The following is a 13,350-nucleotide window of genomic DNA, read 5'->3' on the forward strand; positions in this document are numbered from 1 at the left end:
AACCAGAAAACTTTCCCCTTGCACACCCTTGTCTTTGTGGGTTTGCAGTACTGCCGCCCACCTCCCCGAGCCCCCCCCCCCCCCCGCCCCCACCCCCTCCCCCCCCCCCCCCCCCCGGCACCCCCCCCCCCCCCCCACTGCTGCGTACTGCTGATGGCGGGGCGTCGCAGGCCCGTTCGCCTTCTCCGGCCACTGCGCCCCGGCGTCGGCCGTCTTTGGCTGAGGGGTGATCCCCGATCAGCGGCGACCGGTGGTCAGGATGACGAGGAACTGGCCGCCGCCCGCCTCGACGCCGGCGGTCACCGGCACCCCCGGTAGCAGTCGGGAGAACCGGTCCACCAGCCAATCCGCCGCCTCTTGGGCGTCCTTCCTGGTCGGACAACGGCCCACCATCTCGCGGCCCCCCTTGCGCTCCAGCCTGTCGGCAACGGCGATCAGCGGCGCGGGTTCGACTACGTACAGGCGCTCCGGCCAGGCGATGACCACCTTGACCGCACCCTTGCGGCTATTGCACCCGCGGTGCGCGAGCCGCTCGGCGACCTTGGCCTTCCGATCGGCGGTCCGGCTGTCGACACTGGGCCCCCGCGGGTCGTTCACCGACTCGTCGGGGTCGACCGGTTCGTCACACACCCAGCATCGCCAGCCGTCGCGCTCAGCCACATCATCAAGAAGACTCATCCAGGCAAACTAGCCTGCCCGGCCGCCACCCACGCACCAGGGCCCCGGCCGGCCAACAGCGCTGCGACACCAGGCTGGCTTCATCGACGACACACGTGCTTCAGGCGCGGCGCTTGTTCGGCGCGCGCCCTCCCGGCCAAGCGCCCTCAGATACCTGGCGTAGCCGCCGTGAAGAGCCGGGAACCGGACTCGACCAGGAGCGATGCCTCTCCCGGAGCGCCCCTCGCTGGGGAGGATCTGGGGAGGATCTGGGGAGAATGAAGCCCTATTGGGGGGCGGCTGGGGAGGATTCGGCCGCATCAACAGGCAGGCAATCCTGTTCGCACCCACGCTGGTCGGCACGACCTACGGCATGAACTTCGACGAAATGCCGCAGCTGCACTGGGCGTTCGGCTATCCGTTCGCGATTCCGCTGATGGCGGCGGTGTGCGTGAGTCTGTACTTCATCTTCAAGCGGCGGGGCTGGCTGCAGGGAAGGACGGACGAGCCGCCTGGCACGGCGGCGCCTACGGCGTAGCCATGGCCCCGCTCGTCCACTCTGCGCGCAGCGCCTTCTTGTCCACCTTGCCGACCTTGGTCGTCGGCAGCCGGTCAAGGAGCACCGTCTTGCGCGGCGTGTACAACTCTCCCAACTCGGCGGTCACCGCCGCGCCGACCGCGTCCGGGTCCACGTCCGTGTCCTCGGCCGTGGCCAGGAAGATCTGTACGGCCTCCCCGAACTCCTCGTCGGGCACGCCGAGGGCCGCCGCGTTGCGTACGCCGGGCAGTGTGAGCAGGAAGTCTTCCAGGACCCTGGAGTAGACGTTGTCGCTGGTGCTGCCGGTGACGATGATGTCCTTGGCCCTGTCGACGAGATAGAGGTATCCCTCGGCGTCGAGGTAGCCCATGTCCCCGGTGCGCAACCAGCCGTCGTGCAGCGCCTGCGCGGTGCGCTCCGGGTCCTCGTAGTAGCCGAGCATCACCGTCTCGCCACTGACACACACCTCGCCGACCTGCCTGACGGGGAGCGCCACGGCGCTGTCCTCGCCTTCCTCACCACGGATCTCGATCCGAGTGTCGGAAATCGCGCGACCGCAGCTGCGCCAGAGCTCGGGCCTCTGGGCTCCCTTCGAGGCGAGTTCGTCCGCACCGAACACGGCGATACCGAGCGCCTCCGACTGCCCGTAGCCCTGGCTGAGCACCGGCCCGAAGACCTCGACCGCCTGCTGCAGCCGACTTGGTGACGAGGCCGCGCCGCCGACGGCGATCCGGCGCAGCGCGGGGAGAGCGCCCGGCACGCACTCCGGGTGGTCGAGAAGCGCGTACAGCATCGGCGGCACGAACATGGTGGCGGTGATCCGCTCCTCGCGCAGCACCGTCAGCGCCGCACTCGCCTCGAACTCGGGCAGTACGACGAGGACGGAACCTGTCACCAGGGCCTGCACCGAGGTGAGGTGGCCGCTGCCGTGCGTGAGCAGGGTGGAGGCGAGGACCCTGTCCGTGCCCGCGTTCATGGTCGGGAAGACCGCGGGGCGGGAGTCCTGCGGGGCGTCCTTCACCAAGTCCACCAGCGCGTCGTAGAGCCGGTGGCTGTGCGCGGCGAGCTTGGGGCGGCCCAGAGTGCCGCCGGTGTAGAGGACGGTGACGGCCTCGTCCGCTCCCGGGGCGGGCACGCCCTCGGGGCGCACCGCCGGGCATTCGGCTTCCAGGGCCAGCAGGTCCGTGCACGGCTGCTCGCAGGGCCCGAGGCTGAGCAGCACAGGCGCGTGGACACTTCGGCCGGCCGCGTCGGCGGCCCGCTGGGCGAAGAGCGGGTCGGTGACCACGGCGCGCGCCCGGGACTGCTCGACCAGCGCGGCGAGCTCCCCGGGCCCCGGCTCGGGCGGCAGGAACACGACGCGGCAGCCGATGAGATGGACCGCGAGCTGCACGAGGACGGAGTCCACACGGTTGGCCAGGAACAGCCCCACTCCGTCGCCGGGTTCGAGCCCCTGGCCGCGCAGCGCGTGCCCCAACCGGAAGAGCCGTCGCCGAGCCTCCCCCCGAGTGAGCCGCTGCGCACCCTGGACGAGCGCCTCGACGTCCTCGTCCGTGTGCCAGTGCTCCAGGATGCGGTCCACGTACGTACTCGGCTCGGATGTTCGCTGCGCGTCTGTTTGTTGCGCCTGTGTTTGCTGCGCGTTAATGATCATGGGCATATGCAAACATGCCGCTCAGAGGCTGTGGCCGCACAGGGGGCAACTTCGGCCATCGGCTGCCGGAGTACTATGCCCCGCTTCGGGACGGGCCGTCGGCTCTCGCGCCCCGTACTACCGCCGGACGACGGAGCGGATCCAGGCGAGTTGCTGGGAGATCTCCCCGGCCTCGGCGATCTTCTCTCGGTCGGAGCCGTCGAAGACACCGAGCAGGGTCTCCTTCCCGCGTGGGGCGATGCTCATCACCGGGCCTCCGGAGTCGCCGCCTGCGGGGATACCGGACACCTTCTTCATGTAGAAGTCCGAGCCGCCCGGTGTCGTGTAACCGTCGCACCGGGGGTCGTCGGGCCTTACGACTCGCAGGTGAGACTGCTTGAGCACCGGCGACTGACAGGTGTTCTCATCGCCGGTGCAGGTGGCGCCCCACCCGTACTGGCGCACGTCCTGGCCGGGGTGGACAGGAGCCGTGGACAGCCGCGCCGGGCGGATCTTCATCTTCGGAACCTTGATGAGCAGCATGTCGGCCTTGGCGCTCCCCGCGCGCTTCCCGGGCAGCGGGTGGACCGTGGTGCCCTTGCGCATGTCGAGGTCGCCGACGCGGAACGAGATCCGCTTGGCGGCGACCGGCTGTCCCTGCTCGAAGAAGCAGTGCGATGCGCTCAGGATCCACCGGCGGGTGACCGCCGTCCCGGTGCACGCCGGTTTGCCGTCGACAAGCATGCGCACCGCCCAGGGGGCGTACGTAGCCTTCGACCCGCCGATGACGGCGGAGGCCGGCGCGGACGACATCACCGCGCCCGTCACCAGCAGCAGTAGAGCGGTCAGCGAAACTCGGAGTCGACGAAGCACCATCCGGAGCAGCTCCTCTCTTCGGGATACCGGCCGTACTGGTGGATAGATACCCGGCAGAGTCAAATGGTTCCAAATGGCTTCGAATAGTTTCGAATGATTTCGAATGGCTTCGAGCGATCTCAACGGGGCGGGGTCGTCGCGGGTAGTTCCACAGTGATACGGAGTCCACCGGCAGGGCGCGGGGCGAGGGTGAGCGTTCCGTCGTGTGCGCGGGTGATGGTGTCGACGATCGCCAGGCCGAGGCCGGCTCCCGCGTGGTTGGCGTGTACGCGTTCGGTGCCGCGCCGGAACGGTTCGGTGAGTGTCGAGGCCATCTTCGGGGTGAGCTGCTCGCCGGTGTTCTCGACTGTGAGCACCACAGTCCCGGGGCGGACGCCCGTCCCGACGCCGGTCCCGACGCCGGTATGGACCCACACGCTGCCCTGTTCAGGCAGGTTGTGGACGATCGCGTTGTGCACGAGGTTCGTGGTCAGCTGCAGCAGGAGCGCCTGCGATCCGCTCGTGCGGGCGATGTCACCGCCGGTGTCCAGGGTTACGCCGTGTTGTTCCGCGAGGGGCAGGAGTGTCTCGGTGGCTTCTTCCGCCATGAGGGACAGGTCGACGTGTTCGCGGATGAAGGACCGCTGGTCGGCTCGGCTGAGCAGGAGCAGTGCCTCGGTGAGGGCGATGGCCCGGGTGTTGACGGCGTGAAGACGGTCGACGAGTTCGCCGGTGTCGTGGTCCGGATCGGTGCGGGCCACGTCGAGCAGTGCCTTCGAGATCGCCAGCGGAGTCCGCAACTCGTGAGAGGCGTTGGCTGCGAATCGCTGCTGTCCGGCGACGTGTGATTCGAGCCGGGCGAGCATCGCGTCGAAGGCGTCGGCGAGTTCTCGGAACTCATCGTTCCTGTCCGACAGCCGGATTCGGTGGGAGAGCGATCCGCCGGTGGCCATGCGGGCGGCGTGCGTGATGCGGGTCAGCGGGGCGAGCATGCGGCCGGCGAGGAGCCACCCTCCCCCGAGGCCGAAAACCAGCAGGATCGCCATCACCGCAGCCGCCCTCGGGGCGAAAACGCGCAGGAGTTCGGACCTGACGGGGAAGACTCCTCCGGGGGTGTCGTCGGGGTTGATGAGCATGGCCCGGTCGGGGACGTAGCGCAGGAGGAAGACCCACACCGCCGCCAACAGCAGCGCGCCGGCCAGCATGAGAAACCCGGCGTAGCTGAGGGTCAGTTTGACGCGGACGCTCACACCAGGCTGCCTATCCACGCTGCTCTCCCCCACATCCGGAGTCGATGCGGTAGCCGACGCCCGGCACGGTGGCGATGGTCCAGGGTTCGCCGAGCCGTTTGCGCAGTGCCGAGACCGTGATGCGCACGGCGTTGGTGAACGGGTCGGCGTTCGCGTCCCACGCGCGTTCCAGGAGTTCCTCGGCGCTGACGACACCGCCTTCGGCGGCGATGAGGACTTCGAGTACGGCGAACTGCTTCCTGGTCAGCGCGACATAGCGGCCGTCCCGGTAGACCTCGCGGCGGAACGGGTCGAGCCGCAGACCCGCGATCTCCCGCACGGGCGGTCTGTGGTGGGCGCGTCTGCGGTCGAGTGCTCTGATCCGGAGCGTCAGTTCTTGGAGTTCGAAGGGTTTCGTGAGGTAGTCGTCGGCACCGAGCTCGAACCCGGATGCCTTGTCGTCGATGCGGTCGGCCGCTGTGAGCATGAGGATCGGCATGCCGCTGCCGGAGTCGACGATGCGTCGGGCGATCTCGTCACCGGACGGGCCCGGGATGTCGCGGTCGAGGACAGCGATGTCGTAGGCGTTGACGCTCAGCAGTTCCCACGCCGTGCCGCCGTCACCTGCGATGTCGGCCGCGATCGCCTCCAGCCGCAGGCCGTCGCGAATGGCTTCCGCCAGAAAGGGTTCGTCCTCGACGATCAACACACGCATGCTCTCGATGCTACGAGCCGGTCCATATCGTCGGCGTATCGAAAATCCCATACGAGCCGACAACACCTCGCCGCCTTGACTGGCGGCATGAATCACACCCTGCCATCAGCGCGAACCATGACGTCCCGGATTCAGCGGCGTCTTGTTGTCGGCCTCATAGCCGCCACGGCAGCGGTCGCCGCGACCCTCGGCTATCAGGCACAGAATTCCTCGTCCTCCTCGTCTGCCTCGACTTCCTCGAATTCCCCTGCCGCATCACCTTCGAAAGGTCCTCCCGGTGAGGAAGGTGGTGCGCTGGGCGAGGCCGACGGCGCCGTTCCCGACGGCACGACAGTCTTCGACGACGGTATTCCGGCCGTGGCCAAGCTCGATCCGGAGTTATTGGAGGCCATCCGCCGGGCCGCGAAGAATGCCGAGGGCGACGGAGTCTCCTTCTCCGTCAACAGCGGCTGGCGTTCCCCCGAATACCAGGACCGGCTTCTTCGCGAGGCGGTCGCCAAGTACGGGTCCGAAGACGAGGCAGCCCGGTGGGTGGCCACCGCCAAGACGTCTCCTCACGTGTCGGGAGAGGCGGTCGACATCGGACGCTCCAACGCGACGTCGTGGCTGTCCGAACACGGCCCCGAGTACGGGCTCTGCCAGATCTACCGGAACGAACCCTGGCACTACGAGCTGCACCCAGAAGCGATCGATGACGGCTGCCCGCAGATGTACGCCGACCCCACCCAGGACCCGAGGATGCAGAAGTGACCGGTAGTGAGCCAGGACAGACGATCGTGCGGGTTGATGTTGATGCAGAGGAGCAGACCGGTCAGGAGGGCGCCGACCGCCGGGACACCGGCGCCGGTACCTGGCGCGCGAGAATCATCCGCCGGGCCATCCGCAGCCGGGCCATCCGCATCAGCTCCCGTCCGGGGCCCTGGAAGCGCGGCCTGGTGCTCTCGGCGCTTGCGCTGCTCCTCGGCCTGCTCATGCTGCTGCACGCACAGTTCACGGACCGCGGGGGCCTCGGCAGCCTGCTGGAGACCTTCCTGCCGTGGTTCGGCCTGTTCATTCCGCTGCTCCTCGCCGGGGCACTGTGGCGCCGCTCCGCCTCCGCGGTTCTCGCGCTGCTGATACCGGCCGCGGTGTGGCTGAGCCTCTTCGGCGGGCTGCTCGTCGACAAGTCCCACTCCTCGGGCAGCGATCTCACTGTGGCCGGTCACAACGTCGACGCCGACAACCCCGACCCGGTCGGCACCGCCCGCGAACTGGCCGCTTCCGGCGCGGACTTGCTGGCCCTGGAGGAGATCACCCCACAGGCGAAGCCGCTGTACGAGAAGGAACTGGCGAAGGCGTATCCGCACCACACGGTGCTGGGCACGGTCGGGGTGTGGAGCAAGCTGCCGCTGTCGGACACCCGGCCGGTCGACACCGAGCAGGACGTCGGGCCGCTGGGGGACACCAAGCCGACCGAGGCCAAGATGGCCGACAACCGGGCGCTGCGCACCACGGTGGCCACGGACCGGGGTCCGCTGGCGGTGTACGTGGCCCACCTGGGGTCCGTGCGGGTGCTTCCCAAGAGCGGCTTCGGGACGGACGACCGGGACCGCGGCGCGCAGGCGCTCGCCGAGGCCGTCGCCGCCGAGCACAACGAACGGATGGTGCTGCTCGGTGACCTGAACGGCACCATGGACGACCGCGCGTTCGCCGGCATCACCTCTCACCTGCGCTCGGCCCAGGAGTCGGCCGGGGACGGCTTCGGCTTCAGCTGGCCGGCGAAGTTCCCGGTGGCGCGGATCGACCAGATCCTGGTCCGGGGCGTGGAGCCGGAAAGCTCGTGGGTCCTTCCGGCCACGGGCAGCGATCACCGGCCGGTGGCGGCCGGCATCAGGTGGTGAGGGGCGCGCCCGTTCCGCGCGGGCGGCCGGGGCCGCTCAGATGACGGTCGCCTGCCTGGGGGCGCCGGGGCACCCCCAGGCGCGCGGCCTGTACTACAGCGTCAGGTTCCGGGAGTTCACCCGGGACGCGCCGCTCATCAAGGTCGAGACCAAGGCAGTTGAGCGGGTGCCGTAGGCCGTGCCATAGGCCGACCGTGGGCCGTGCCATAGGCCGTGCCGCTGCTACCGGCGCGACTCGCCCATCTCCGTCACCACGCGGTCGTGCCGCAAGTCGTCGAAGAGCCGGGTCGACCTCTTCGCGTCCCACTTCAGTACGTTGCCCTTGGACGTGGGGACCCCGAAGCCGGACACGGGCACGTTGATCCGCTTGCCGTGTCCGCCCGAGACGCTCTGCACGGCGCGGAACATCTCGCTGAGATCGCGCAGGCTCATGTCCTTGTCGACGATGAGCGTGTCGAGCCCCGCCTCCATGGCCGGGCCGATCTCCGTCGGGTCGAAGAGAGTGCCGGGGCGGGCGGCCTGGTGGGCGAGGGTCGACAGGAACTTCTGCTGGTTCTTCGACCGGCCCAGATCGCCCTCCCTCTCCTGGTGCCGCTGACGGACGAAGGCGAGCGCCTGCCTGCCGCTCAGGGTGTGACACCCCTTGCGCAGGTCGGCGCCCGACTTCTTGTCCTTGATGTCCCGGTCCAGGCACATCCGGACGCCGCCGATGGCGTCGACGATGTTCACGAACCCGGCGAAGCCGATCTCCGCGTAGTGGTCGATGCGGAGGCCGGTGTTCTGCTCGACGGTGTGTACGAGGAGTTCGGGGCCGCCGTAGGAGAACGCGGCGTTCAGTTTGTCTCCCTCGGGTCTCTTCGTCTTGCCCGTCGTCGTGTCGAGGCGGCCGGGCAGAGTGACCCAGGAGTCGCGCGGCAGGCTGACCATGCTGCTTCCGTTGGCGCCGGTGTGCAGCAGCATCATCGAGTCGGTGCGCCGTCCGCCGCCCCCTCCGGCGTGCAGGTCCCGCACGTCGCCCTCGGAGAGCCCGTCGCGGCTGTCCGAGCCCACGACCAGGTAGTTGGTGCCCTCGCCGGGCGGCGGACGGTCCCCGTACGCGCCGAGGTCGACGTCGCGGTCGAGCCGGGTCTCGGCCCAGCCGTAGGTGCCGCCCGCCGCGACGACCACGGAGGCCAGCAGGACGAGCACCACCCGCCGCAGCCGCTTTCGCCTCTTCGGCTGCCGGGCGTGGGCGCGCCGGGGTCCGTAGTGGGAGCTCGGGCGGTCGGCGAACCGCTCACGCGCGGTGGAGGAGCCGTTCGGGGCCGCGTACGGGTCCTCTTCGGCCCGTTGGTCAAGCGCGTCTGCCATGGTCAACTCCCTTGGTCATTACCGGGTCCGACTCGCACGGTCCCTCGCCGGTTCCCTGCTCCGTCGTCGACCGGATCGCCGGGCCCCTCTCCGGACATCTCTCCGGACATTTCTCCGGGCGGCGCCTCGATCGGCGCATCGAGCAGATACGGGTCCGCGGTTCCGGTGCGGAGCATGCTGTGCCACTTCAGGCGCGTGCCGAGCAGCGCCGTGGTCACGGAGTGGATGACCACGAGGTACATCAACTGCCGGTAGACGAACTGCTGGAGCGGCAGCACCCACAGCACACGCAGCCGTTCGCGGTCGAGCCGCAGCGCGTACGCGGCGGTGACCAACTGGACGGAGAGGAAACCGAACCAGACGAGTCCGGCCTCCACGGGGTCTCGGAACAGCGCCCCGTACAGGGCGAACATGTCCACGACCGGAGCGCACAGCGGAAGCACGATCTGGAACAGCGTGACGTAGAGCAGCACGCGGCGGCCGAAGCGTCCGGCGGGGCCGACCTCCGTCACCGCGTGACGGTGCTTCCACATCGACTGGAGGGTGCCGTAGCACCAGCGGTAGCGCTGGCGCCACAACTGCCGCAGGGTACTGGGCACTTCGGTCCAGGCGACCGCGGACTCCGCGTAGACGACGCGCCATCCGGCCCGCCAGAGCGCCATCGTGAGGTCGGTGTCCTCGGCCAGGGTCTCGTCGCTGACGCCACCGACGCCCATCAGCGCGTCCCTGCGGAAGGCGCCGATCGCCCCCGGAACGGTCGGCATGCACTCCAGGACCTCGAACATCCGGCGGTCGAGGTTGAAGCCGAGCACGTACTCCAGGTGCTGCCATTTGCCCAGCAGGCGGCGCCGGTTGCCGACCTTGGTGTTGCCGCTGACCGCGCCGACCGCCGGGTGGGCGAGCGGCTGGACGAGGCGGGCCAGCGCCTCGGGCTCGAAGATGGTGTCCGCGTCGACCATGACGACGATGTCGTGCCGGGCGTATCCCAGACCGGTGTTGAGGGCGCTCGGCTTGCCGCCGTTGGGCTGGCGGATCACCGTCACCCGCGGATCGTCGATGCCCTCGGCGATGTCGGCGGTGGCGTCGGTCGAGCCGTCGTCGATCACGATGATCTGGAAGTGCGGGTGCGTGGAGGCGAGCAGCGAGTACACGGTGGAGGCGATACCGGCCTCCTCGTTGTACGCGGGCACCAGGACCGTCACCGGGTCCCGCACCTCGCGAAGGCGTGGTGCGCCTGGCCGGTACCGGTGGAGCCTGCGCACATGCAGCCGGGCGAACACCATGAACAGGAGCATCCGCAGGACGCCGAGCACACCCGTGAGGGTCAGCGTCCACACCATCACGGTGAGGAACGCCCGGCCGAGCCGCTGCGACCAGAGCAAGCCCACGCCCTTGACCTCCTGGCCGACCGGGGCCTGCGCGAGGAAGGAGGGACGGTCGAGGCCGCCGCTGACCGTGGTGAACCGCTTCACGCCGCGGTCCCGCAGCAGGTCCTCGGCCTCGCGGTAGCCCAGGTCGGTCTGGCTGTGCTGACTCACGAGGCCCCGCCACGGCTTACGGTCCTTGTAGTCCGATGCGACCACCAGGTACCCCTGCCCCGCCGCGTCCCGCGCGGCCGTCCACTCGGCACCGCAGAGCGTGTCGGCGGCCGTGGTGTGCGGCAGCCGCAGCAGGGTGGTGTTGATGCCCGCCGCACCCGCGAGAGCGGACTGGGTGAGCGACAGTTCGAGGCGTGCGCGCAGCGGCGACGCCACGCCCAGGTCTCCGCCGCTGTAGGTGTACGAGCCGACTTCGTGGCCCTCGCGAACGATCCGCCGCATCAGCTTCGGGTGCCGGGCCACGTCCTTCCCGTAGACGAAGAAGGTCGCGTGCGCGTGGTGTCTGCGCAGCAGGTCGAGCAGGCGCGGCGTCCACTCGGGGTCGGGCCCGCCGTCGAAGGTGAGCGCGACCGTCCGCGGGGGCATGGCCGCGGTGGCGGCCGCCCCCGTGGGGCCGAACCGCAGCAGCGGCTTCCCGTCGTCCGCCTGGCGCGGGATCGGCCTGGTGCACAGCGGTTTGGTGCGCGCGGCGTCGACCTGGTGGGTCGTCCAGCCTTCGAAGAGGAGGGTGACGGCGACCACCAGGAGGACGAGCAGGAGCACGAGCCAGTGTCCGCGCGGCGGGCGACGGACGCCCTCAGCGCGCCTGCTCACTGCTTCGGGCCTCCGGCCGGCGGGTCGGATCTGTCGGCCGGAGGCTGACCTGCGTCCGGGCCGGAAGGCGCCGTTCCGTTCATGCTCGGCGGTTGCGTGCCGACCGGCTGCCGGAGTCCACTGATCAGCGCTGTGACGAACAGCAGATACCCGAGGCAGGCGACACCGACGACCACCGCCATGCCCTGCAGCGTCCGCCTGCGCCAGCCCGAATGGTCGATGAATACAGGGATTTGAGGGGCGGCGGCCTGTGGGCGCCTTGCCACCGGGGGCATACGAGGCGCCGCCGCCTGGTGCGGCACGCGCTGCGTCATGTCCCGACTCGGATGCTGCGCCCGTCCGGGCGCGCTCGGCGGGCACGGGGGTATGGACGACCATCGCCCGTCGTGCGGTGTGCTGGCTATGTGGGGGATGCCCTGCACTGGTGCTCCTGATCTGCGGCCGCGCACGCGCGACTCTTTGTGTGGGGGGTACGGGCCCGGGGGTCCGCTGTACTGCTGGTGAGACGTACTGCCCGCGAGAGACGTCGGAGCCGCATCCCGGTGCCCTGCGCGTACGGAGATTTCCCGTACGCGCGCACGCGGTGCGCCCTTCCCGGGTGGGGCCGGGAAGGCCATGCACGCATGGGCCCTCACAAGGGCCGGGAGGCCAGGGTGCGGCCGTCAGCCATCACGCAGCCCCCGACCCTACTCGGGCGGACGGAGTCGGGCACCCCCGAACGGGCCGTGGCGCCGGTCACCCGGAAGGCGCGGCAACAGGCCGTTTACGGGGCAACAATTCAGCTGCCTTCAGCTGTGGAGCCGGTAAGCGGCGACACCGCCCGTTCACCTCACGGCCCGCTGGGCGACGCCCCACCTGCCAGGAACCCTTCACGGCAAGATCACAGAGTGCTCTCTGTCATTACTCGCCCGTAACACTGTCCATGACAGATCCATGACAGAGAGGATTCCCTTCATGGCCAAGTCCCGCAGAAATCGGCTCTCTCACGGCCGACTCGCCCTGGTAGCCGCCGTCACGGCGCTTGCCGCGACCGTCCCCCTGAGCTCCGGCGCCCTGGCGGCCACGGCACTTCCCGCCGTCGAGCCTCGCGCCGAGACCCCCTCCCTGCACGACGACGAAGCGGGCGGCGACGCCGACGCCGACGACCCGGCGATCTGGCGCAACCCCGCCGACCCGGACCGCAGCCTGGTCGTCGCGACCGCCAAGCAGGGTGGCCTTCGCGTGTACGACCTCCACGCGCGCGAGGTGCAGTCCGTCCCGGCGCCCGCCGCACCAGAGCCCGATGACGCGCCCGGCCGTTTCAACAACGTCGACCTGGTGCACGGTCTGCGCCTGTCGTCGGGCCGTGCGGACCTGGCGGTGACCAGTGACCGCGGCAGCGACCGGCTGCGCGTCTACCGCATCGACCGGGACCGCGCGGGCGGCCCGCTCACCGATGTCACCGACCCGTCCGCGGCGCCCGTCTTCTCGTCCTCGCAGGACGAGATCAACGAGCAGCGCACCGCGTACGGTCTCGCGACGTGGACGGAGCGGTCGACGGGCCGGTCCTACGCCCTGGTCAGCCAGCGGGAGCGGACCCGCATCGCACTTCTCGAGCTGACGCCGAAGAACGGCGGCACGGTCGGCTACCGCAAGGTCCGCACGCTCGACCTGCCCGCCGACTTCCGTCTGCCGAACGGCACTTCGTGGTCGCCGTGCGGTGAGCCGGACGAGCAGCCGCAGGTGGAGGGGATGGTCGTGGATCCGGCCAACGGCACGCTGTACGCGGGCCAGGAGGACGTCGGTATCTGGCGGCTGCGCGCGGATCTGACGGGCAAGCCACAACTGGCCGACAAGGTGCGCGAGTTCGGCGTACCGGGAACGTATGACGAATCGACCGAGGAGTGCGTCGCGGGCGCCGACCCCGGCTACGGCGGCAAGCACCTCACGGCCGACGTCGAGGGCCTGACGCTGCTGAACCAGGACGGCGGCGACGGCTACCTGCTGGCCTCCAGCCAGGGTGACGACACGTTCGCCGCCTACGACCGCGAGCTGTCCGAGCGCAACGAGTACGAGGGCGGCTTCCGCGTCACCGCCGCTTCCTCCGCGCTCGACGGCTCCGAGGAGTGCGACGGCGCCGCGGTGCTCAACGAGCCGCTCGGCTCGACGTACCCGCACGGACTGCTCGTCGTGCAGGACGGTCACGACGCACCCGGCGACCCCGAAAGGCCCTCCACGGACTTCAAGTTCGTGGATCTGGGTGACGTGCTCGACGCCGTCGACGACTGACATACCGGCAGACGAGCGAGGAGGGTGGCGGCC

Annotated in this window: 12 protein-coding genes and 1 pseudogene; 5 read left to right on the forward strand and 8 right to left on the reverse strand. The window is 69.8% G+C overall.

Annotated elements, in window-relative coordinates; genetic code table 11:
• Nucleotides 1-237 precede the first annotated feature (237 nt).
• Nucleotides 238-678: a hypothetical protein gene (locus ACZ5CR_RS31305; RefSeq protein WP_468863597.1), complete on the reverse strand. Its 441-nt coding sequence runs from the start codon at nucleotides 676-678 to the stop codon at nucleotides 238-240.
• Between the two features lie 310 nt (nucleotides 679-988).
• On the opposite strand from ACZ5CR_RS31305, the pseudogene ACZ5CR_RS31310 reads away from it, so the two are divergent.
• Nucleotides 989-1,195 (forward strand): annotated as a pseudogene (locus tag ACZ5CR_RS31310) (CorA family divalent cation transporter); the annotation flags it as partial.
• Here the strand turns inward: ACZ5CR_RS31310 and ACZ5CR_RS31315 are convergent.
• The 4 genes from ACZ5CR_RS31315 to ACZ5CR_RS31330 all read right to left on the reverse strand — a co-directional run bounded on the left by ACZ5CR_RS31315 (nucleotide 1,185) and on the right by ACZ5CR_RS31330 (nucleotide 5,627).
• Nucleotides 1,185-2,777: a class I adenylate-forming enzyme family protein gene (locus ACZ5CR_RS31315; RefSeq protein WP_468863599.1), complete on the reverse strand. Its 1,593-nt coding sequence runs from the start codon at nucleotides 2,775-2,777 to the stop codon at nucleotides 1,185-1,187. The pseudogene ACZ5CR_RS31310 and the gene ACZ5CR_RS31315 overlap by 11 nt on opposite strands.
• A gap of 189 nt (nucleotides 2,778-2,966) precedes the next feature.
• On the reverse strand, nucleotides 2,967-3,701 hold the full coding sequence (locus ACZ5CR_RS31320) for a S1 family peptidase (RefSeq protein WP_468863854.1): 735 nt from the start codon (nucleotides 3,699-3,701) through the stop codon (nucleotides 2,967-2,969).
• 122 nt (nucleotides 3,702-3,823) lie between these two features.
• Complete coding sequence (locus tag ACZ5CR_RS31325; RefSeq protein ID WP_468863601.1) at nucleotides 3,824-4,951, reverse strand: sensor histidine kinase; 1,128 nt, start codon at nucleotides 4,949-4,951, stop codon at nucleotides 3,824-3,826.
• Entirely contained in the window at nucleotides 4,944-5,627 is a 684-nt protein-coding gene (locus ACZ5CR_RS31330; RefSeq protein WP_468863603.1) for a response regulator transcription factor, read from the reverse strand. Before ACZ5CR_RS31330 ends, ACZ5CR_RS31325 begins: the two co-directional genes overlap by 8 nt.
• A gap of 117 nt (nucleotides 5,628-5,744) precedes the next feature.
• Here ACZ5CR_RS31330 and ACZ5CR_RS31335 point away from each other — a divergent pair, with 117 nt between their 5' ends.
• The 3 genes from ACZ5CR_RS31335 (at nucleotide 5,745) to ACZ5CR_RS31345 (ending at nucleotide 7,682) form a co-directional block, all read left to right on the forward strand.
• Nucleotides 5,745-6,377 carry a M15 family metallopeptidase gene (locus tag ACZ5CR_RS31335; protein WP_468863606.1) on the forward strand — a complete coding sequence of 211 codons (633 nt, stop codon included), beginning with the start codon at nucleotides 5,745-5,747 and terminating at the stop codon, nucleotides 6,375-6,377.
• 143 nt (nucleotides 6,378-6,520) lie between these two features.
• Nucleotides 6,521-7,507 (forward strand): endonuclease/exonuclease/phosphatase family protein, encoded by a 987-nt coding sequence (locus ACZ5CR_RS31340; RefSeq protein ID WP_468863855.1) that lies wholly within the window; start codon nucleotides 6,521-6,523, stop codon nucleotides 7,505-7,507.
• Nucleotides 7,508-7,547: 40 nt separating this feature from the next.
• Entirely contained in the window at nucleotides 7,548-7,682 is a 135-nt protein-coding gene (locus tag ACZ5CR_RS31345) for a hypothetical protein (RefSeq protein WP_468863608.1), read from the forward strand.
• A 47-nt stretch (nucleotides 7,683-7,729) separates the two neighbouring features.
• Here the strand turns inward: ACZ5CR_RS31345 and ACZ5CR_RS31350 are convergent, their stop codons facing one another.
• Genes ACZ5CR_RS31350 through ACZ5CR_RS31360 form a run of 3 tightly spaced genes read right to left on the reverse strand, consistent with a single transcriptional unit; the run spans nucleotide 7,730 to nucleotide 11,363 of the window.
• Nucleotides 7,730-8,857, reverse strand: a complete 1,128-nt coding sequence (locus ACZ5CR_RS31350) for an LCP family protein (protein ID WP_468863610.1) — start codon at nucleotides 8,855-8,857, stop codon at nucleotides 7,730-7,732.
• A gap of 2 nt (nucleotides 8,858-8,859) precedes the next feature.
• On the reverse strand, nucleotides 8,860-11,049 hold the full coding sequence (locus ACZ5CR_RS31355; RefSeq protein ID WP_468863612.1) for a bifunctional polysaccharide deacetylase/glycosyltransferase family 2 protein: 2,190 nt from the start codon (nucleotides 11,047-11,049) through the stop codon (nucleotides 8,860-8,862).
• On the reverse strand, nucleotides 11,046-11,363 hold the full coding sequence (locus ACZ5CR_RS31360; protein ID WP_468863614.1) for a hypothetical protein: 318 nt from the start codon (nucleotides 11,361-11,363) through the stop codon (nucleotides 11,046-11,048). Before ACZ5CR_RS31360 ends, ACZ5CR_RS31355 begins: the two co-directional genes overlap by 4 nt.
• A 640-nt stretch (nucleotides 11,364-12,003) precedes the next feature.
• Between ACZ5CR_RS31360 and ACZ5CR_RS31365 the strand changes: the two genes are divergently transcribed.
• The gene (locus ACZ5CR_RS31365) at nucleotides 12,004-13,317 is read left to right on the forward strand and encodes a phytase (protein ID WP_468863857.1); all 1,314 of its coding nucleotides are present in this window, start codon (nucleotides 12,004-12,006) and stop codon (nucleotides 13,315-13,317) included.
• Nucleotides 13,318-13,350 lie beyond the last annotated feature (33 nt).

It is taken from the genome of Streptomyces sp. NPDC031274, from assembly GCF_055570235.1.

Excerpts from the sequence above, each read along its gene's own strand:
- ACZ5CR_RS31305 (WP_468863597.1), bottom strand. The coding sequence starts at position 678 with ATGAGTCTTCTTGATGATGTGGCTGAGCGCGACGGCTGGCGATGCTGG.
- ACZ5CR_RS31330 (WP_468863603.1), bottom strand. The coding sequence starts at position 5,627 with ATGCGTGTGTTGATCGTCGAGGACGAACCCTTTCTGGCGGAAGCCATT.
- ACZ5CR_RS31335 (WP_468863606.1), top strand. The coding sequence starts at position 5,745 with ATGACGTCCCGGATTCAGCGGCGTCTTGTTGTCGGCCTCATAGCCGCC.
- ACZ5CR_RS31345 (WP_468863608.1), top strand. The coding sequence starts at position 7,548 with ATGACGGTCGCCTGCCTGGGGGCGCCGGGGCACCCCCAGGCGCGCGGC.
- ACZ5CR_RS31350 (WP_468863610.1), bottom strand. The coding sequence starts at position 8,857 with ATGGCAGACGCGCTTGACCAACGGGCCGAAGAGGACCCGTACGCGGCC.
- ACZ5CR_RS31360 (WP_468863614.1), bottom strand. The coding sequence starts at position 11,363 with ATGACGCAGCGCGTGCCGCACCAGGCGGCGGCGCCTCGTATGCCCCCG.
- ACZ5CR_RS31365 (WP_468863857.1), top strand. The coding sequence starts at position 12,004 with ATGGCCAAGTCCCGCAGAAATCGGCTCTCTCACGGCCGACTCGCCCTG.